This is a genomic window from Bacillus cereus group sp. Bce019 (assembly GCF_051781745.1).
GTDB classification, from domain to species: Bacteria; Bacillota; Bacilli; order Bacillales; family Bacillaceae_G; genus Bacillus_A; species Bacillus_A cereus.
The window spans coordinates 225,312-243,711 of sequence record NZ_JBPWJX010000004.1 but is presented as its reverse complement, the minus strand read 5'-3'; the positions used below and the strand labels follow the sequence as shown (position 1 = coordinate 243,711).

Sequence of the window (18,400 nt, the reverse complement as noted above, 5' to 3'; positions counted from 1 at the left end):
TTCATCCCCTTGAAAATATAATACCTACATCTCTTATAATAACAGACTTTCTCTTAAATGATAAGAATTCTCACTCTTATATATAGATATTCTATATTTATTTTAAAAAATTCCTCTTGACCTAAACTTAAGTTTAGGCTGTATCCTTTCCATTGTAACCTACTATAACACTACTGGAGGAATTCAATATGAAAAAATATGCTTTTATAACAGGTGCAAATAAAGGAATTGGATATGAACTTGTTCGTCAATTAGCAGAAAAAGATTATCACGTATTTTTAGGTGCTCGTAATGAACAACTTGGACAACAAGCCGTAGAATCTTTAAATGTTTCAAACGTTTCCTATATTCAAGTAGATATTTCAAATTCACAATCCATTCAAGAAGCAATAAAGAAAATTTACGAAATGACTGACCACTTACATTTATTAATTAATAACGCAGGCATAGCGCTAGACTTCAATACACTACCTAGTGAATTAAATATTGAAACTTTACGCCAAGGATTTGAAGTTAATTTTTTTGGAACTTTCCAAATGATGCAAGCCTTTTTACCATTATTAAAGAATTCAAGCAACAGTAAAATAATAAATGTAACAACTGACATGGCCTCACTAACAATGTTTGCTAATGGTGAAACACATCCAATTAATACACTAGGATATAATTCTTCCAAAACAGCTATTAATGCTTTAACATTAGCTTTTAGTAAAGAATTTGCCACTAACGGTCCAGAAGTATTTGGGGTAACTCCTGGTTTTACAACTACGGATCTTAATGGAAATTCCCCTGGTGGCCATACAACCACTGAAAGTGCTAAAATTATTATTAAATATGCATTAAGTGAAACAAACTATAATGGTAAAATACTTAACAAAGATGGCATTATACCTTGGTAATAAAAGGATGAATGATATGTATTATACAATTGGGCAAGTCGCCAAAATGCAACATTTAACTATTTCTCAAATACGTTATTACGATAAACAAGGACTGTTTCCTTTTCTGCAAAGAAACGAAAAAGGAGATCGAATTTTTGATGAAGAAGCACTGAAATATTTAGAAATGATTTTGTGTTTAAAAAACACCAGTATGCCAATTCAAAAAATAAAACAATTTATCGACTGGTCTATGGAAGGAGAATCTACCATCCTTCAAAGGTTAGCATTAATGAAACAACAGGAGACCAATGTCTTACAGCTCATGCAAGACACTGAAAAAAACTTAAAAAAGATACAACAAAAAATTGCTAAATATGAGAATGAAATAACTTCAGCAAATGCTATTAAAAAATAAAAAAATCACCTTCTACATATTGTAGAAGGTGATTTTTATTTTATGATGCTTGCTTTCCTTTATCTGCATCATCTACATACCAGATGAATTTGCCTGTATATCCGTAAATAACTGCTAAAATTAACGATACGAAGCTTAACCACATAAACGGAACGTATGAGAACGTTGCTACACCTAAAATACCAGCCATAAAAATACCATTATCAGACCATGGAACCATACCTGAAGTTAACGTTCCACCTACTTCTGAGTTACGCGCTAATACACGACGGTCTATTTTTAATTTATCATAGCTATCTTCCATAATTTTTGGTGTTAAAATTAGTGATACATACATCGCACAACCAAATATATTAGCTAAGAATGCCACGATTAATGTAGACAATGTTACATTACCTGCAGAATTTAATTTCTTCTCAAATTTTGATACGATTACTTTTAAAACACCTAGTTTTTCAAGTAATCCACCAAATCCTAAACCGAAAATAATAACGGCTACTGAGCCAAGCATGCCGTTAATTCCACCACGGTTTAATAACTTGTCAACAAACTCAACACCAGATTGGATTGAGAATCCGTTATAAGCTGTTCCAATCGCCTCTCCAAAGTTCATCCCTTGGAAAAGAGTTGCCCAAATTGCACCAATTAAAGCTCCCATTGCAATTGTTGGCATAGACGGTTTCTTCATCGCTAATAGAACGATAACAATAACCGCCGGAACAAGCATCCATATTTTAATATCAAATTGCTTTAATAAAGCTTCTTTTAAAAATTCTACTCGATTCAAATCTACATTATCGCCGCCATACATCCAACCAGCTACAGTAAACATAATACTAGTAATAATATAAGCCGGAACATCTAATACGAGCATAGCTCGAACGTGAGCAATAACATCTACTTTCGCCATAGAAGCTGCAAGAACTGTGCTATCAGAAAGTGGTGATAATTTGTCGCCGAAATAAGCTCCTGAAAGAACTGCACCAGCAACAAGCGGAAGTGGTAAACCAAGTCCTTCACCAATCGCCATCATAGCAATACCTGCTGTTCCCACTGTTCCCCAAGACGTTCCTGTTGCGATAGAAGTTATAGAACAAATAATTAATGTTGCTAATAGGAATATGCTAGGGTGAATAAATTCTAATCCATAATAGATTAATGTTGGTACTACCCCACCAGCAATCCATGTTCCAATTAAAGCACCTACTGCAACTAAAATCAGTATCGCTTCTAATCCGTTAGAAATCCCTTTCGTAATTGCATCTTGCAATTCTTGATAACGAAATCCTAATCTTAATCCAAGCGCAATTACTAAAAACCATGAAATAAATAGCGCTAATTGAATTGGGAGATCAAAAATCGTTTGGAAGGAAAAGACAACAGCAAGAAATAGTAATAAAAGAACTATGATTTCTAGCATCGATGGTAATCTTACACTTTTCATTTTTTTCTCTCCTTACAAGTCGATAACATGACGTATGTCGTCTTACATGTATGTAATATACAATTAGCGAAGACAAAACAAAATTTTCATATTATTTCGATTTATTTTTCCAGTATAATATATTCACAACCCTTTCTATTGTAAAAGTAGATTACGTTTTTCGCAATGAAAAATATAAAAAATGTTGTATTTTTATTTATCCCGATATTTTTGGCCAATAAGACCTCCGCCTTAAAATTCAGTAAGTGCAAAGCACTTGGGTAAGAAATTAACTACTGTAAAATTCCGAATCGATATGAACATATTAAAGCTTCACTTTATTTACAAGGAACAATCCCATACTAACTTTTTTAATATTTGCTGCAACAAAACTTTTTACAACTATCTTAACTTTTTAATTCACACCATTATTTTCTACGCAAAAAATAGGGCACACATCATAAAAATGATGCATGCCCTACCTTTATTTATACATATTTTGTATTTCTTCTTTATTTTTAAGTATTTCTTCAAACTTATCACTACAACCCTTCGGAAATAACACTCCCAGTCCATATGAATGCGCAAATTGAAAATGAGGGCACTTCGCTTTTACCTCATCCCAAAACTTATACACGCCGAAATCACCACTTCTAACTTCAATATCATGAAATAATACAATACCGTTTTTCGCGACTTTCGGTAGCCATGTATTATAATCGTGAGAAACAGCTTCATACGTATGATAGCCATCAATATGCAAAAGATTTATCGTTTCATCTTGAAACCGGTCTACAGCATCATCAAAAGTAGATCGAATTAAATTTCCTATATTAAGGTAGTTATCGCTCACTACTTTTTCTACTATTTGAAAAACCCCTTCTCCATATGGACCTGTATGCCCATCTCCAGCCCAAGTATCTACTGCAAAGCATTTAGTCGATAACCCTCCATCTTTTACTCCCTGGCAAAAACTAAAAAAGGAGGCTCCTAAATGTGTACCTAACTCAACTAAAGTTTCCGGTTTTTCAAATCGTACTAAGTCATATGCAAAATCTAAATGTCCACTCCACGCAGATTGTGACCGAATAATAGGACTAAATGTTTCAAATTCAAATGATGGTTTATGAGTAACCCAGTTCATCGCATAACTCCTTCTGCACATATTTTTAACAAACCAAATTACTCTTATCTTTATTTTTTTATTGCCATGATTATGATTCTATTTCATGAAAATATGAAGAATTTATTCTTTTCTATTGAGGTAAAGCATCATATACATATGGGTCAGTTGGCTTATTAATTTTCTCGATTTTGTTTACTTTTACAAGTGGAAAGACTGTTCCTTTATATGTCGTTTCATCTAATAATCCTGTTATTTTCACCCATGTTTCTTCTGGAATTTTTTCAATATTTTTCCCGGTAACAATCATCCCCCAGACTGATGCATCCGCAATACAACAAGTTATACCATATCGAGCCACTACTGCTTTATTACCCGTCACATCTTTATCCTTATATATAAACCCTAAGAATGTAATTTCTTTCCCTTTAAACCAATTGACATTTTGACCAATTACATTCATTGTTTGAACATAATCCTTATCCTTTACTTGTAGTTTACGCTGTCCTAACATACTTTTTACTACTTGCTCTTCCGTTTTATAAGTCGTTGCTAAATTTGATGTTTCTTCTGGATCAACTGATACTTCTCGCCCATCAAACTTAACCTGTTCCCCCTCTTTTTCGTTCCTTTCTAGACTTCTCGACTGTACACTTTGATTCATACCCCTTTTTCCTGCTAAACTTCCATCAATTGTTACACTTCCAAAGAGAAAAGCACTAACTATCGGAACGACAAATAAAACATATACAAAGAAACTTTTTATCCCTGATTTTGATGTTGTATGATGTTTACAACAATTACAATCATGCTGTTTTTCTCTTCCATCTCTCCAAACTTGTACAATACCAAAAATTAAAATTACTACAAAAGCTATATACGTAAATTTGATCATTTTTGGAGCGATAAAATTATAAATATTCCCTGTTACAAGTAGTTTAAATAAGAGCATTGCTAAACCAATTAAAATAATGCCACGAATATAGCAATGATATGCCTTCTGCTCCTCTTTCCCCATTCTTTCTCACCTCCTATAACATTATGATTTGCAGGATGGTATACACAGATATAATGACAATTCCTATCAAAAAGAATACAAATCTCTTTTGAAAATATGCAAATAGCATTAACGTATTTTTCATATCAAGCATAGGCCCAAACACAAGAAATGCGAGAAGTGCCTTTACCGAAAAAACATGTCCAAAAGATGCCGCTATAAAAGCATCGGCTGCAGAGCAAATTGATAAAACATAACCAAATCCCATCATAATAAAGGGGGCAATTACTTCGTTATGTGCTACTGCATCCAGTACATTCCGATCAAAAAACGTTTGAAATACACTTGCTAAAAAAGCACCAATCAATAAATACTTACCAGTATCAAAAAACTCATCTACAATATGATTCATAACATCTTTCCAACTCTTTTTATTGCTTGTTTGAACTGAAACCTCTACATCTTTTAAAACATTTCTTTCGCGATAGCAATAATACACAATTAGACCTATGAATAGAGCAACTAAAATTGTTATCCTAAAGCGTGCATATACAACGTAATCATTTTTTGGAAACGCATATACAGTAGATAAAAGAACAACTGGATTCATAATGGGTGCACTCAGTAAAATAACAATGCCTACATGAAGTGGTAACCCCTTTTGAATGAGCCTTCTTACAATTGGTATAATGACACATTCACACATTGGAAAAAGAACTCCCACAAATACTGCCGGAATCATTGCAACAATCGGAGATTTCGGCAGTACTTTTTGAATCATATCTTCCGTCACAAACACTTGAATACATGAAGAAACAATTACCCCTAATAAAATAAAGGGTATTGCTTCAAAAATGATACTTAAAAATACTGTATTCACATTCAACCATTCCTGTGGCATATTTTTGTGCAAATTTGCTAGACTTGTAAAATCTACAAAAAATAATAAAAAGAGAAACATAGCGATAAGAGCTATGCCTACTAATTCTTTTGAAACTCTATTAAAGACCAAGCTTCTCGCCTCCATTTTATTTATATGTAAACATGTGCTTGTCCAAATGCTCCATACTACAGCACAAATTTTATAGTCTATTTCTATTCTTAAATCGTAATCATTATGATTTATTCTTGCTTTTTCTTTTCCTATCGTTTAACATAAAACGTAATCATTACGATTTGAAGGAGAGATCATTTCATGAAAAAAGTACCTATCACTGTATTAAGTGGTTTTTTAGGATCTGGAAAAACTACCTTACTACATCACATTTTGACTAATAAGAATAACTTAAAAGTAGCTGTTATCGTTAATGATATGAGCGAAGTAAACATTGATGCATCTCTTATAAAAAAGGGTGGTTTTTCACGTACGGAGGAAAAACTAGTAGAAATTCAAAATGGCTGTATTTGTTGTACACTACGAGAAGATTTAATGATAGAAGTGAATCGTCTTGTGGAAAATGGTGATATTGACTATATTATTATTGAATCTTCTGGTATAAGTGAGCCTATTCCAGTTGCTCAAACGTTTACTTATACAGACGAAGTTCTTAACATTGATTTAACGAAAAATTGTCGCCTCGATACGATGGTTACAGTTGTAGATGCAAACAGATTTTGGGATGATTTTGCAGATGGAGAAAGTTTATTAGACCGAAAACAAGCAATCGATGAGAATGATACCCGGGAAGTTATTGATTTATTAATAGATCAAATTGAGTTTGCAAACGTAATTATTCTTAATAAGATAGATTTGCTAGAAAAAGAAGATGTGATAGAGCTTCATCATTTACTAAAAAAATTAAATCCTAATGCAAAAGTTCTTGAATCTTCGTTTAGCAAAGTACCATTACAAGAAATTTTAAACACAAATCTATTTAATTATGAAGAAGCCAGTCAATCGGCCGGCTGGATACAAGAATTAAATAGTGACTATCATACACCGGAAACGGAAGAATACGGTATCAATTCCTTTGTTTACCGCCGCAAATATCCTTTCCATCCCGAGCGCCTTATGAATTGGCTAGAAAAATGGCCTTTAGATGTTGTAAGAGCGAAAGGATTCTTCTGGCTGGCATCTCGTAATAATATGATAGGGCTTCTATCTCAAGCAGGTTCCTCTATTACAATTCAAGGAGCCGGTGAATGGATAGCCGCATTACCTGAAACTGAAAGAAATCAAATGATTGCAGAAGAACCAGAAGTATTAAAAAACTGGGACGAGCGATATGGAGATCGAATAACTGAGCTCGTATTTATCGGTATTGATATGAATCGTTCTGTGATTGAACAATCATTAGATGATTGTCTATTAACAGAAAAGGAAATGGGACAAAAGTGGAATACATTTATTGATCCTATCCCGGCTTTTACTTATACTTCATAATAATTAATAAAAGGCTTCAGTAGAATGAAGCCTTTTTACTTTATAGCACTCTTATTTAATAGGTTTGCTTTAATTATAAATACAATTGTACCTAAAACAATTAATATAGCATATACGATACCAACTACATCCCCTATTTTTTCCAAGCCAAGCGGTAATATTATAGTAGCAACTCCAACTATATAAGAAAATGCTCCTGAAAGCTTCGCTAATTTATTTTTATCTCCAACAAACGTTTCTTCTTGATATCCTGCTAACAAAAACAACCTCTTTTTCACATGTATTTGATACCCTAAAAAAATGATAAGTAACCCAACAAATAAACAAACTAAAAATCCAGCTAACATATACTCCCCCTCCTCTACAATATTTTACTATACATAAAAAAATAAAATTAGAAATTTCAGTTTATTAACGAGTTATTCTGTGATATATTGCATATTGTATTCAATTTATATTTTTAGAAAGGAGAATTTTAAATCATATGGATTCAAATCGATTAAAAGGAATTATAATGGTCATAATCGGTGCTTGTTTATGGGGCTTGTCTGGTACAGCTGCACAACAGCTTTTTCAATATGACAATGTTTCAACCGAATGGTTAGTTACGATCCGTTTACTTATATCTGGAATTATTTTGCTCATTATTTCCTCATTCGGAACGAGAAAAAAAGAGATATTTGGCATTTGGAAACAAAAATCTGATGCTATTAAAATGATTTTGTTTGGTCTATTCGGTATGCTTGCTGTACAGTATACGTATTTCGCTTCAATTAAAGACGGAAATGCTGCCGTGGCAACATTATTACAATATTTAGCTCCTATATTCATCACTGTATACTTACTTTTCAAATGGAACGTTCGTCCATCAAAAATTGATTTCATTTCAATTACCCTTTCATTAGTAGGCACTTTTCTCTTACTAACAAACGGGTCTGTTCATAACTTGGCTATTTCTACACCAGCTATTATTTGGGGTATTTTATCTGGATTATCTCTCGCTTTTTATAGTTTATATTCAAAGGAATTGTTAGAAAAATGGTCTTCCTCCGTTATCGTTGGATGGGGCATGATTATTGGGGGTATTGGTGTAACGATTGTACACTTTATTTCTACAAACGAATTCATTTTATTATCAACTATGAAATATGTAAAACTAAGTACCCTACCGCTCATCACATTTGTCGTCATTTTCGGGACACTTATTGCCTTTTATTTATACTTAGACAGCATACGATACCTGACTCCGAAAGAAACAACATTATTTGGTTGCACAGAACCACTCGCAGCTATTATTTCTTCTGTACTTATATTGCACGTGCCATTTCAATCTTTTCAGTTATTAGGCGCTTTTTGTGTCATTGTAATGGTGCTCATCTTAAGCCAAAAACCGGATGAAGGGAAACAAAAATTAAAGCTTGTTCATGCAAAAAAGGAAAATATACAATGAAAGGATTGAATTCACTATGCCTGTCCCTCAAAATTATAAAAAACCAGGAAGAATTTCAGCAAAATCACTCGTTTTAAATCAACTACAAACTTGGATTATTGAAGGTGTACTGAAGCCCAATGAAAAAATTAATGATGGGGAATTGGCTGAGGCACTAGGAGTAAGCAGAACACCTGTAAGGGAAGCACTTCAAATATTAGAGCTTTCTGGATTAGTGGAAATGGTACCAGGGCAAAAAACGAAAATTGCTCCTATTAAGTTAGACGACGTATCTATCATTTATGAAACGATGGCTGGTCTTCACTCTATTATAGGAAAGCAAGCTCTTCAAAACATTACAGACGCTGATATTCAACTACTTTCTGAAATAAATGATCATTTTCAGCACTCTATAGAGAAAAAAAACGCAAAACAAGCTTTAAAATTAGATATACAATTCCACAATACAATTTCTTCTATTGCTAAAAACCAATATATTGAACCCTTTCTAGAAAATATGCAACTTCACGTTTTACGTCTTGAATATTTGTTTTTCCAAAACTTTGTTCCAGCAAGTCAATCTATTGAAGAACATCACTCTATCATTCAAGCATTACAGAAGCAGGACGAAAAACAAATGGAACAAATAATGACCCAAAACTGGCTCCGTCCCATGAAAGAAATACAAAAAATAATTTCTACGAAATAAAAGGAAAGCTGGTTACACAAAATCGTAATCAGCTCTCCTTTGACTAATCTATATAGCTACGCCTGAACATTTACATAATCTTCCATATCTTCGTACTCTTTTTCCAATTCCTCTAAAGACAGCTCGTATAATTGTCGGTCGCGAATCTTAAACACACCTGCTCCAATTAACTCATCAATTAAATGCCTCTTACGATTTTCAACAGCAAAACGGAGTTGACTACTCATCTTTTAAAAAACTCCTTTCTACGATCATTGAAAATGATAATCTTTATCAATTACCACTTTTGATTATAAAAGATGACTCTTTATAAGTAAAGTAATTTCATGAAATATTTACCTTGCAAAGTATTTGTGGCCACATTATATATATGTATGCCGTGCGAAAAATGTTATGACACTTTTTCTTATCCTTTTTCTTTCATACTTTGCAAGTTGTCTCATCATGATTAAATTCACCATCTATTTCTACTTGAATGGTGACATGTTCTACATGAAATTTCTCCTTTAATACATACGTAGCCTCTTTTAATACACTTTGCGTTTCATTCCCTTTAATAATAAGATGACATGTTAATACTTGAAAATCTGATGTGACAGACCATATGTGCAAATCATGAACTTCTTTGACAATCGGAATATTTAATAACGTACTTTTTACCTCTTCAACATTTATGTGCTGTGGTGTACCTTCCATTAATATATGAACCGTATCACGTGTTACACGCCATCCACTAATAATGACTAAAATAGACACAAGAATACTAGCAATCGCATCTGCAGCAGTCCATCCGAAAAATTTAATAAGTAACGCAGCAATGATCGCTCCGACGGAACCCAATAGATCGCCTAGTACGTGCAGGAAAGCACTTCTTAAATTCAAATTACCTTTCACATCTCCGCCTCTCATTAATATCCAAGCTGATAAAATATTAATAAGCAGACCAAGGACTGCAATAATGAGCATCCCATTACTAGCAATCTCAACTGGTTCTTTAAAACGACGGATTGCTTCAATAAAAATGTATACCGAAATGACAATAAGAACGACACCGTTACATAATGCTGCTAACATTTCGACTCGCTTATACCCGTATGTTTTCGCAGTTGTTGCTGTTTTTTCTCCGAGCTTAAACGCAAGTAAACTTAAAGCTAAAGATACTGCATCACTTAGCATATGCCCCGCGTCAGATAGTAGTGCTAAGCTATTTGTTACAAATCCACCAACAACTTCTGCAATCATAAAACTTGTTGTTAGTAGGAAGGCAATTAGTAACGCCTTTTTATTTTTTGAATGACCATGATCATGCGAATGTCCCATACTTATACTCCTTTAAGTACAATATCTGTATGTTAGTATGAAACAAACTCCCCATCTTTATCCCGAATCGACTGATTGTAAACGCCCGCTTCCTCTGTATACACACTTCGCTACTTTTTAGACAATCCCTTTTTCTCAAATAAAAACAAGACTACTTCTTTTTTATTTTCATATTGTTTACTAATGAAAGAATTTTTAAGGAGGTTACTAAAATGAAACGTTTATTTCTCTGTATGGAACGTGAACTTGTTGTAGTGAAAGAACAATATGATAACTATGAAACGACTTACCACTTACAAAATATGCAACCTACCTGTATCGCTGTTGATCCGTTCCGCCCAAACCGTGTATATTGCGGAACATTTGGACGAGGTCTATGGTTAAGCGACGATAGCGGGGATTCATGGAGACCCATTGGAGATTCTTATCGTTACTTTGATTTCCCTAAAGAAGATGGTATTTTGCACTCCTCTATCACTTCTATAACAATAAGCTCAAATGAACAAGTTAACGGATATGGTGTCGTTTATGTCGGCACAGAACCGAGCGCTTTATTTCACTCTGAAAATGGTGGTGAAACGTGGACTGAACTTAAAAATATGAAATCATTATTATCTTCTTATACGTGGGCTTTCCCGCCTAGACCTTTTACCCATCACGTACGCTGGATTACAGTTGATCCAAACAACCCTAATACAATACACGTTTCAATCGAAGCTGGTGCTGTTATTCAAAGTAACGATAAAGGGCATACATGGATTGATAAAAAATTCGGTGCCCCTATCGATGCACATCAATTACTTATGCACCCTGAAGCACCAAATCGCCTTTATGCATCATGTGGTGACGGATTTATGGGCGGACCTGATCGTGCATATCTTGAAAGTTATAACAATGGAAACAGCTGGATCTCATGTAGTGAAGGACTTGAACATCATTATTTATACAGCATGGCAATTGATCCAGCTGATTGTGATACGATTCTCGTTTCTGCCGCGCCAAGTGCTGATCTCGCTCATCATCGTATCCCTTATGAATCTTATATTTATCGAAAAACGAAAGATACTCCTTTCCAGCAAGTACAACAAGGACTACCATCTGCAATCGGTACAGTCATTTCGATGTTTGCTACAAACAAGGTAGAACCACATACGTTTTACACGTTAAATAACAATGGTGTCTTTCAATCCAATGATAGCGGCGAATCGTGGGAACAACTAAACATTCCGTGGAAAGATGAATATAAAACGCAGCATCCGCATGCACTACTCGTCACTAGTTCTTAACGAAAAAAGACTGCCTAAATGATTTTAGGCAGTCTCTCTTTTATTTCTTTAAATCAATGACAATATCATCTAATACAATACCCTTATTGCCTCCCAATCTTCGAGGTACAAAACGCTCCTTTACTTGTCCTTCAACTATTGTTACCGATCCATAATTTTCAGGAGTGTGGATTCTTAAATTAACGTGAGGTGTTATTATTAACTTAGTAGCGTTCTCATTAAGTTGTTGGAATGTTTTACTCCAATTAAAATTATAAGAATCTTCACCTGAACCTCCATTTCCTTCTCCATAATACTGATTACCTAAATCATCTCTCACTTCTAAATCGACATCCACTCCATCCCATACACCCCTTATCTTTTGAGATACTTCTTGGTTGTAATATAGAATAAACGAAATTGGTGTTATTTCCATTCTCTCCATATTTACTTTGACACCATCTTTTTCTGTACTACCTCCAATCAATGTCTCTTTATTTTCTATTCCTTTTAGATTAATATTAAAATTCCAATCCCCTTTTATCTCTTCTTCAGTTTCTAAAATGGCTATACTTTGTACATTCCATTCAACATTCACTATAGTTTCTTTACTACCAACTAGATCGCTACTTGTTTTTATTAAACCTGTATATTTTCTATCTGCGACTTTAGTAATTTTATTGCTACCTGATTGGGTACCTGCTCCTTTAATAGTTAAAAAATCCAACGTACTTGGATTTTCGCCTAGATCTCTGTTACTTTCTATAGAATAGTTTATTGATACTGTCTTCCCATCAAAAATGGCATCATTAATCGTTATCTTTATTCCCTTGCTTTCTTTTGTCATATTTAGTACTGTAGTGTATTGTTTATAATTATAATGAGGCTCCATTATCTTCCCTGCGTCAGTTTTAGAGTTTTCATATAACCCTGTTCTACCATTATCTAAAAATCGGAATATGTCCCCTACAATTGGCAATCCCCCGGCATATGTAGGAAAACCGATACCAAGAGTTGCAACTGATAATCCTACTAAAATAGATGCAGCAGCGACACCTTTTTTCCAACTTTTCATCTTTTTCTTCGTACGTATCGATTGTTTTACATTTCGTTTTACTTTTTCCTTTTCAATTTCAGAAGCCTCAATTTCTTCTAGTTCTTTTTCGTCTATATCAATATCATTTAATAGTTCATAAATGTCTTTCATATTGCACTACCTCCAAAACTAATATTCGTAGCATTTTGTTGTAGTTTCTTTTTCCCCCGGTACACTCGATTATCGATTGCTGCCCGGGTTAATCCTAACTTGTCACCTATTTCTTCTGTCTTCATACCAAGTAAATATTTCATAATGAACACTTTTTGATCTAGCGGTTCTAATTGATTAATAAGCATTAATAATTCTTCTCTATCTTCCATAACAATTAATTCGTCTTCTGCCGACTTTTCTGTACTAATATGAAACTCATCCGAAATAATTTCTACTTTTTTAGTCGCTTTCCGGTAATAATCAATTGCTTTAAACTTTGCAATCGCTGCAATCCACTTTTTAAAATCACTCGGCTCTCCATGAAATTTATTTGCGTTATTCCAAATGGAAAGAAATATATCGTTTATACATTCCTCTATGAGTCCATCATTTTGAATGGGAAGTAGAACTTTATGCGTGATCCCCTTTATGAGTGGTAAGTATGTATCGACAACAAATTCTAACGCGTCTTCTTTTTGCCGCTGTAATCTTTTTATAAAATTTTTCTCATTTGATTTCATGTAGCGATTCCCCTTATTGTTTTGTAAAAGCTTTTACACCCTATATAACGTCTGAGAAATTTTTTTCTCTCATCTTTTTTATTTTTTGGAATACTTTCCCTTAGCCATTGTCTCACATAACTATGCGTTCAAAGAAAATTTTCTCAAGTCTGTAATTTAATTCATGTAGTACACTATTTATATAGTCACTTTTTAACTTAGTGTACATTTTATTTCGTTAATCTACTATTTTAATTTAGGAGATGAGATGTGTATGTGTGGAATTACAGGTTGGGTAGATTGGAAGGAAGACCTTTCAAATCAACATGTTATTTTAAAAAAGATGGCAAATAGTATTGAGCATCGTGGTCCAGATGCTGAAGGATTTTGGTTTTCACCTCATGCGGCCTTTGCACACCGGCGTTTAATTGTAATTGATCCAGAAGGCGGGACACAGCCGAAGACATTCCGTGCTGGTGATTATACGTATGCTCTTACCTATAATGGAGAAATTTATAATTTCCGTGAACTTAAAGAGCAGCTTCAAAAATGTGGGCATGCATTTGAAACCCATTCAGATACAGAAGTATTACTACATGCTTATTTAGAATGGAAAGAAGACTGCGTGCGATATTTAAACGGAATTTTCGCTTTTGCCTTATGGGATGATCAGAAGCAACAATTGTTTTTAGCACGAGATCATTTAGGTGTAAAACCACTCTTTTACACAGAAAGAAATGACAGTATTATTTTCGGCTCTGAAATTAAAGCATTATTAGCGCATCCATCTGTCCCTGCTGAACTTGATGCGGGTGGAATAAATGAAATATTTGGATTAGGCTTATTTCGCACTCCAGGATGTGGCGTCTTTAAACATATTCAAGAAGTACGTGCTGGACATTCTATAACATTTACACGTCATAAAAAAGTAGTTACGAAGTATTGGAATTTAGAAAGTAAGTTCCATACAGACTCTATAGAAGATACATCTTCGCATATTTTATCTATTTTACAAGATACAGTAAAAAGACAATTAATTGCCGATGTTCCTCTCGTTTGTATGTTATCAGGCGGATTAGACTCTAGCGGTATTACTGCACTTGCGGGTAAAGAATTTGCTGCGGAAAATAAAACACTTCATACGTATTCCATTGACTTTGTAAATAGTGCAAAAGATTTCGAGCTGACATTTGCTCGCACTGGTTTAGACGCTCCTTGGGTAAAACGCGTTTCTGAACATGTAGGGACAGCGCATCATGATATTATTGTGAATGCTGAAGAATTAGCAAATCACTTATTCGTTCCCCTTCATGCGAAAGATTTACCGAGTGCTGGTGAAATGGAAACTTCACTATATTTACTATTTTGCGAAATGAAAAAAGATGCGACCGTAGCTTTATCCGGTGAATCGGCTGATGAAGTATTCGGTGGATACCCTTGGTTTCATCAAGAAGAATTACTATATGTAGATAAGTTTCCTTGGCTAACAAATTGGAAAAATACATCTCCTCTTCTACTAAATGAAGTAAGTAACCAATGTAATCTAGAAAACTATATTGATACACGATTCCAAGAAGCGATACTTGAAGTACCTACTCTTGAAGGGGAAAGTAAAAAATCCGCGAAACAACGCCAAATGTTTTATTTATTTTTAACACGATTCCTTCCTTTCTTACTTGACCGTAAAGATCGTATGAGTATGGCTGTTGGATTTGAAGTTCGTGTACCGTTTTGCGATTATAGATTAGTTGAATATTTATGGAATGTTCCTTTCAACATAAAAAGTATTGATAATATTGAAAAAGGCATTTTACGTAGAGCACTACAACCAGCTTTACCTGACGATGTACGTAATAGAAGAAAAAGCGCTTATCCAACTTCACAAGATCCACACTACTTACAAACAATCCGTAATTTAACACTTGATATGTGTAGCAATAAAAACAATCCTATTTTCTCACTTATTAACCATTCCATCTTACTTTCAATTGCTGATCAAAGTAATAAAGAGATTAACAATTTTGAAGCAAGAAGTGCCATGGAGTATATGCTACAAGTAAATGAATGGTTAAAAACATATCACATCCATATTGCTTAACAAAAAGGAGTTCAAGGATAAAAACCTTGAACTCCTTTTATATTAATTAGCACATTGTTTATTATCAGTATCAATAGACCATCCAATAATCGTGGCACAGTCTCTACCTTTCCACTGCAGTACATTTGTTAATACGGGCTCAATCTGCAAGCTATTTCCGTCGTGTAATATTTCTACTAAAGATTGATCATCATCAAACCTTCGTTTGTCACACTCTAAAATACCGTCCGTTGCCATTACAATGTGATTCATTCCTTTTTCTAATCCTCTTACACCTGACGTAAAGCAAGGTGTATTTGCTGCAAAAATATTTTTCCTGCCAATATATTCGTAATTCTTCCGTTTATTTAATCGTCCTTTTCCATTTTTCGTTTTCTCAGAATGGAATAAATACGCGAAACAATCACCAACTGATAACCAATATAAAAATTCGCCTTTTCGTAAACAAATTAAGCAAGCGAGTTCCTCATCATCTTGATCACACTTTTTAATAAATAACTCATCTGTAAATAACGCTAATAAGTACATATGTGTATGATGGAAAGCTAAATGTATTGGATATGAGAATAACTCTTTTAGTTTTTCTTTTCTTTCCGAAATCGCTTCTATTATATAATCTATATTTTTTGTTTTGTGATGTGTATCAAAAATCATAACAAATTCAAATTGTAATTCAGGATCCCACCAAGCCAGCACCGCATCTCCTCGTTCATATGCATCACTTTCTTGATTTCCCCCATATACGCCGACTGAAAGAGGACCACATTTTTCAACATGTATTTCATCTACATACATCTGTTCATGACTAATCCATTTGAATGTATTCACAGCTATCATCCTCTCTCTTGCTAAATGTATACCTTTACACATAGATTACCTTATATTTCAATAAAAATAAACTTTTTCAACATTTTTTATCCAAATAAAAGGGTTTTATTTCTGAAATCACGAATATATCTTACTATACGATATAAAAAGGAGATTTATTATTATGTACAACATTAATCAACATTGGGAGAGCATTTATTATCACTTACGATACGAATACGAGGACAACCTTTCCCACCAAGCAATTCGTATTTTACAAATCGTTTCTCGTGAGAAAGATATAACAATTGGAAAAGTCGCTACTGAGCTTAGTCTTTCTCATAACACAGCATCTGAACATATAAAACGCCTTATTCAAAAGGGTTTCATCGTTAAAGAGAGAAATAAAAAAGATGAAAGAGTGGTAAACCTTACATTAACAATTGAAGGAATTGAAGTATTAGAAAAACATACTTTACTAGATAAAGAAAAGATAAAAATATTAGAATCACAGTTATCAACAGAAGAACAACAATTAATTGAAAAAGCATTTTCCTTATTAGCGAAGGAGGCAAAATATGCATTTCCTCGTTAAAATAATCGTTTCGGCACTTATTATCGGCGTTATCACTGAAGTCGCTAAACATTACAGTACGATAGGTGGCTTTATTGCTGCCCTTCCTCTCGTGAGTTTACTTAGTTTATTTTGGATTTCATTCGAAGGCGGAAATAAACAAGAATTGAGTCAATTTGCTTTAGGGGTATTATATGGATTCCCCGCATCAGCACTACTATTATTTATTGTCTATATTGGTTTAAAAAATTCATTTACACTTAGTACATCTGTCCTACTTGGTATAGGTGTTTGGTGTATCGTTTTTGCTTGTCAAAAATTATTTCAAGCTTAGGAGGAATTAACATTCATAAATTTGTAGAAATAATGGGGCAAAATATAGAAGTACATATAAAAGGAGATGGTAAACAAACTGTAGTCATTCAAACCGGAATGACTTGCTCATTTTATGATTGGTTTCCTATTATAGAAAAGCTTTCAGAGCACTTTACAGTTGTTTCATACCATCGCCCAGGTTACGGAAAAAGTGATTTAGGCAATCAGCCGCGTACAATAAGGCAAGTTACAAAAGAGCTACATATGTTACTAAACAAACTAGCTATTCAAGAACCATTTATTCTAATCGGTCATTCCTATGGAGGATTATGTGCACAACATTTTGCGATGTTACATGAAGATAAGCTGCAAGCACTTATTTTAGTTGATTCTACTTCGATGAACTTACACCGTTTAGATGAACTTCATTTACCAATTTCTGATCAAACTGATTCTGATGATGTTTGGTTTCAAAAATATAATATATATTCAAAAATGGATGTAGACACACTTTATACCGAACTAAAACCTATTCTCACCGATCAATCAAAACAGCAAATTGAATTCTCTACCTCGCCTTCATTATATAAAGCGACAGCTTCTGAACTATCGGCGTGGAAAAACTGTGCTCTCTCACTAAAAGAGCTATGTAAAACATTAGAAATACCATTAATCGTTATCGGTAGAAATCCTCAATATTCTATTACTCAATTGACTAATGGTGGCATGCCAAAAGAGGAAGCAACACAACTTGAAGCAATGTGGCAAGAACTAATTCACGAACAATTACACCTCTCAACTAACAGCCAATATATTCTTGCCGAACATGCTAGTCACGGTATAGAAAATGATCGACCAGATATTATTATTGAGGCGATTCATTTCTTACAAATAAAAAAAGGAAGCAACTAA

General features: G+C 33.8%; 20 protein-coding genes. 10 read left to right on the top strand and 10 right to left on the bottom strand.

Annotation, left to right across the window (positions count from 1 at the left end; genetic code table 11):
* Nucleotides 1–188: 188 nt before the first annotated feature.
* Complete coding sequence (locus ACS2QP_RS09575; RefSeq protein WP_000759544.1) at nt 189–899, top strand: SDR family NAD(P)-dependent oxidoreductase; 711 nt, start codon at nt 189–191, stop codon at nt 897–899.
* 16 nt (nt 900–915) lie between these two features.
* A complete protein-coding gene (locus ACS2QP_RS09570; RefSeq protein ID WP_438882360.1) occupies nt 916–1,296 on the top strand; it encodes a MerR family transcriptional regulator in 381 nt (126 codons plus the stop codon).
* A gap of 40 nt (nt 1,297–1,336) precedes the next feature.
* On the opposite strand, the gene nhaC is transcribed toward ACS2QP_RS09570, so the two are convergent.
* The 4 genes from nhaC to ACS2QP_RS09550 form a co-directional block, all read right to left on the bottom strand.
* Complete coding sequence (gene nhaC, locus ACS2QP_RS09565; RefSeq protein WP_000843992.1) at nt 1,337–2,740, bottom strand: Na+/H+ antiporter NhaC; 1,404 nt, start codon at nt 2,738–2,740, stop codon at nt 1,337–1,339.
* Nucleotides 2,741–3,203: 463 nt separating this feature from the next.
* Nucleotides 3,204–3,863 carry a class I SAM-dependent methyltransferase gene (locus ACS2QP_RS09560; RefSeq protein ID WP_001104669.1) on the bottom strand — a complete coding sequence of 220 codons (660 nt, stop codon included), beginning with the start codon at nt 3,861–3,863 and terminating at the stop codon, nt 3,204–3,206.
* Nucleotides 3,864–3,975: 112 nt separating this feature from the next.
* Nucleotides 3,976–4,860 (bottom strand): TIGR03943 family putative permease subunit, encoded by an 885-nt coding sequence (locus ACS2QP_RS09555; protein WP_438882359.1) that lies wholly within the window; start codon nt 4,858–4,860, stop codon nt 3,976–3,978.
* Nucleotides 4,861–4,873: 13 nt separating this feature from the next.
* A complete protein-coding gene (locus tag ACS2QP_RS09550) occupies nt 4,874–5,866 on the bottom strand; it encodes a permease (protein WP_438882358.1) in 993 nt (330 codons plus the stop codon).
* A 168-nt stretch (nt 5,867–6,034) separates the two neighbouring features.
* Between ACS2QP_RS09550 and ACS2QP_RS09545 the strand changes: the two genes are divergently transcribed.
* Entirely contained in the window at nt 6,035–7,222 is a 1,188-nt protein-coding gene (locus ACS2QP_RS09545) for a GTP-binding protein (protein WP_000757677.1), read from the top strand.
* 35 nt (nt 7,223–7,257) lie between these two features.
* Here the strand turns inward: ACS2QP_RS09545 and ACS2QP_RS09540 are convergent, their stop codons facing one another.
* Nucleotides 7,258–7,569, bottom strand: a complete 312-nt coding sequence (locus ACS2QP_RS09540; protein WP_000879373.1) for a DUF3784 domain-containing protein — start codon at nt 7,567–7,569, stop codon at nt 7,258–7,260.
* A 137-nt stretch (nt 7,570–7,706) separates the two neighbouring features.
* Between ACS2QP_RS09540 and ACS2QP_RS09535 the strand changes: the two genes are divergently transcribed.
* Both ACS2QP_RS09535 and ACS2QP_RS09530 read left to right on the top strand, forming a co-directional pair.
* A complete protein-coding gene (locus ACS2QP_RS09535; RefSeq protein WP_438882357.1) occupies nt 7,707–8,672 on the top strand; it encodes a DMT family transporter in 966 nt (321 codons plus the stop codon).
* A 16-nt stretch (nt 8,673–8,688) separates the two neighbouring features.
* Nucleotides 8,689–9,360, top strand: coding sequence for a GntR family transcriptional regulator (locus ACS2QP_RS09530; protein WP_243340870.1), 672 nt, complete (start codon nt 8,689–8,691; stop codon nt 9,358–9,360).
* A gap of 56 nt (nt 9,361–9,416) precedes the next feature.
* On the opposite strand, the gene fbpA is transcribed toward ACS2QP_RS09530, so the two are convergent.
* On the bottom strand, nt 9,417–9,587 hold the full coding sequence (gene fbpA, locus ACS2QP_RS09525) for a Fur-regulated basic protein FbpA (RefSeq protein WP_017657428.1): 171 nt from the start codon (nt 9,585–9,587) through the stop codon (nt 9,417–9,419).
* Nucleotides 9,588–9,780: 193 nt separating this feature from the next.
* Nucleotides 9,781–10,680 (bottom strand): cation diffusion facilitator family transporter, encoded by a 900-nt coding sequence (locus ACS2QP_RS09520; protein ID WP_438882356.1) that lies wholly within the window; start codon nt 10,678–10,680, stop codon nt 9,781–9,783.
* A gap of 212 nt (nt 10,681–10,892) precedes the next feature.
* On the opposite strand from ACS2QP_RS09520, the gene ACS2QP_RS09515 reads away from it, so the two are divergent.
* Nucleotides 10,893–11,966, top strand: a complete 1,074-nt coding sequence (locus tag ACS2QP_RS09515) for a WD40/YVTN/BNR-like repeat-containing protein (protein WP_078385193.1) — start codon at nt 10,893–10,895, stop codon at nt 11,964–11,966.
* A 40-nt stretch (nt 11,967–12,006) separates the two neighbouring features.
* On the opposite strand, the gene ACS2QP_RS09510 is transcribed toward ACS2QP_RS09515, so the two are convergent.
* Nucleotides 12,007–13,152 carry a DUF4179 domain-containing protein gene (locus ACS2QP_RS09510; protein WP_000653121.1) on the bottom strand — a complete coding sequence of 382 codons (1,146 nt, stop codon included), beginning with the start codon at nt 13,150–13,152 and terminating at the stop codon, nt 12,007–12,009.
* Nucleotides 13,149–13,715: a sigma-70 family RNA polymerase sigma factor gene (locus tag ACS2QP_RS09505; RefSeq protein ID WP_000840004.1), complete on the bottom strand. Its 567-nt coding sequence runs from the start codon at nt 13,713–13,715 to the stop codon at nt 13,149–13,151. The genes ACS2QP_RS09510 and ACS2QP_RS09505 overlap by 4 nt, the downstream gene beginning before the upstream one ends.
* A gap of 253 nt (nt 13,716–13,968) precedes the next feature.
* On the opposite strand from ACS2QP_RS09505, the gene asnB reads away from it, so the two are divergent.
* Entirely contained in the window at nt 13,969–15,792 is a 1,824-nt protein-coding gene (gene asnB / locus ACS2QP_RS09500) for an asparagine synthase (glutamine-hydrolyzing) (RefSeq protein ID WP_438882355.1), read from the top strand.
* A 42-nt stretch (nt 15,793–15,834) separates the two neighbouring features.
* On the opposite strand, the gene ACS2QP_RS09495 is transcribed toward asnB, so the two are convergent.
* Nucleotides 15,835–16,662, bottom strand: coding sequence for a protein phosphatase 2C domain-containing protein (locus tag ACS2QP_RS09495; protein ID WP_002040904.1), 828 nt, complete (start codon nt 16,660–16,662; stop codon nt 15,835–15,837).
* A 121-nt stretch (nt 16,663–16,783) separates the two neighbouring features.
* Here ACS2QP_RS09495 and ACS2QP_RS09490 point away from each other — a divergent pair, with 121 nt between their 5' ends.
* Genes ACS2QP_RS09490 through ACS2QP_RS09480 form a run of 3 tightly spaced genes read left to right on the top strand, consistent with a single transcriptional unit; the run spans nt 16,784 to nt 18,400 of the window.
* The gene (locus tag ACS2QP_RS09490) at nt 16,784–17,194 is read left to right on the top strand and encodes a MarR family winged helix-turn-helix transcriptional regulator (protein WP_000282376.1); all 411 of its coding nucleotides are present in this window, start codon (nt 16,784–16,786) and stop codon (nt 17,192–17,194) included.
* On the top strand, nt 17,178–17,507 hold the full coding sequence (locus ACS2QP_RS09485; protein ID WP_000545608.1) for a DUF3147 family protein: 330 nt from the start codon (nt 17,178–17,180) through the stop codon (nt 17,505–17,507). Before ACS2QP_RS09490 ends, ACS2QP_RS09485 begins: the two co-directional genes overlap by 17 nt.
* A complete protein-coding gene (locus ACS2QP_RS09480; RefSeq protein ID WP_438882394.1) occupies nt 17,468–18,400 on the top strand; it encodes an alpha/beta fold hydrolase in 933 nt (310 codons plus the stop codon). The genes ACS2QP_RS09485 and ACS2QP_RS09480 overlap by 40 nt, the downstream gene beginning before the upstream one ends.

What these genes read in the sequence shown, in the direction of transcription:
- ACS2QP_RS09540 (WP_000879373.1), bottom strand. Translation starts at nt 7,569, where the DNA reads ATGTTAGCTGGATTTTTAGTTTGTTTATTTGTTGGGTTACTTATCATT.
- ACS2QP_RS09570 (WP_438882360.1), top strand. Translation starts at nt 916, where the DNA reads ATGTATTATACAATTGGGCAAGTCGCCAAAATGCAACATTTAACTATT.
- fbpA (WP_017657428.1), bottom strand. Translation starts at nt 9,587, where the DNA reads ATGAGTAGTCAACTCCGTTTTGCTGTTGAAAATCGTAAGAGGCATTTA.
- ACS2QP_RS09560 (WP_001104669.1), bottom strand. Translation starts at nt 3,863, where the DNA reads ATGAACTGGGTTACTCATAAACCATCATTTGAATTTGAAACATTTAGT.
- ACS2QP_RS09550 (WP_438882358.1), bottom strand. Translation starts at nt 5,866, where the DNA reads ATGGAGGCGAGAAGCTTGGTCTTTAATAGAGTTTCAAAAGAATTAGTA.
- ACS2QP_RS09555 (WP_438882359.1), bottom strand. Translation starts at nt 4,860, where the DNA reads ATGGGGAAAGAGGAGCAGAAGGCATATCATTGCTATATTCGTGGCATT.
- ACS2QP_RS09575 (WP_000759544.1), top strand. Translation starts at nt 189, where the DNA reads ATGAAAAAATATGCTTTTATAACAGGTGCAAATAAAGGAATTGGATAT.
- ACS2QP_RS09485 (WP_000545608.1), top strand. Translation starts at nt 17,178, where the DNA reads ATGCATTTCCTCGTTAAAATAATCGTTTCGGCACTTATTATCGGCGTT.
- ACS2QP_RS09545 (WP_000757677.1), top strand. Translation starts at nt 6,035, where the DNA reads ATGAAAAAAGTACCTATCACTGTATTAAGTGGTTTTTTAGGATCTGGA.
- ACS2QP_RS09490 (WP_000282376.1), top strand. Translation starts at nt 16,784, where the DNA reads ATGTACAACATTAATCAACATTGGGAGAGCATTTATTATCACTTACGA.
- ACS2QP_RS09515 (WP_078385193.1), top strand. Translation starts at nt 10,893, where the DNA reads ATGAAACGTTTATTTCTCTGTATGGAACGTGAACTTGTTGTAGTGAAA.
- nhaC (WP_000843992.1), bottom strand. Translation starts at nt 2,740, where the DNA reads ATGAAAAGTGTAAGATTACCATCGATGCTAGAAATCATAGTTCTTTTA.
- ACS2QP_RS09520 (WP_438882356.1), bottom strand. Translation starts at nt 10,680, where the DNA reads ATGGGACATTCGCATGATCATGGTCATTCAAAAAATAAAAAGGCGTTA.
- ACS2QP_RS09510 (WP_000653121.1), bottom strand. Translation starts at nt 13,152, where the DNA reads ATGAAAGACATTTATGAACTATTAAATGATATTGATATAGACGAAAAA.
- ACS2QP_RS09535 (WP_438882357.1), top strand. Translation starts at nt 7,707, where the DNA reads ATGGATTCAAATCGATTAAAAGGAATTATAATGGTCATAATCGGTGCT.
- ACS2QP_RS09530 (WP_243340870.1), top strand. Translation starts at nt 8,689, where the DNA reads ATGCCTGTCCCTCAAAATTATAAAAAACCAGGAAGAATTTCAGCAAAA.
- ACS2QP_RS09505 (WP_000840004.1), bottom strand. Translation starts at nt 13,715, where the DNA reads ATGAAATCAAATGAGAAAAATTTTATAAAAAGATTACAGCGGCAAAAA.
- ACS2QP_RS09495 (WP_002040904.1), bottom strand. Translation starts at nt 16,662, where the DNA reads ATGTGTAAAGGTATACATTTAGCAAGAGAGAGGATGATAGCTGTGAAT.
- asnB (WP_438882355.1), top strand. Translation starts at nt 13,969, where the DNA reads ATGTGTGGAATTACAGGTTGGGTAGATTGGAAGGAAGACCTTTCAAAT.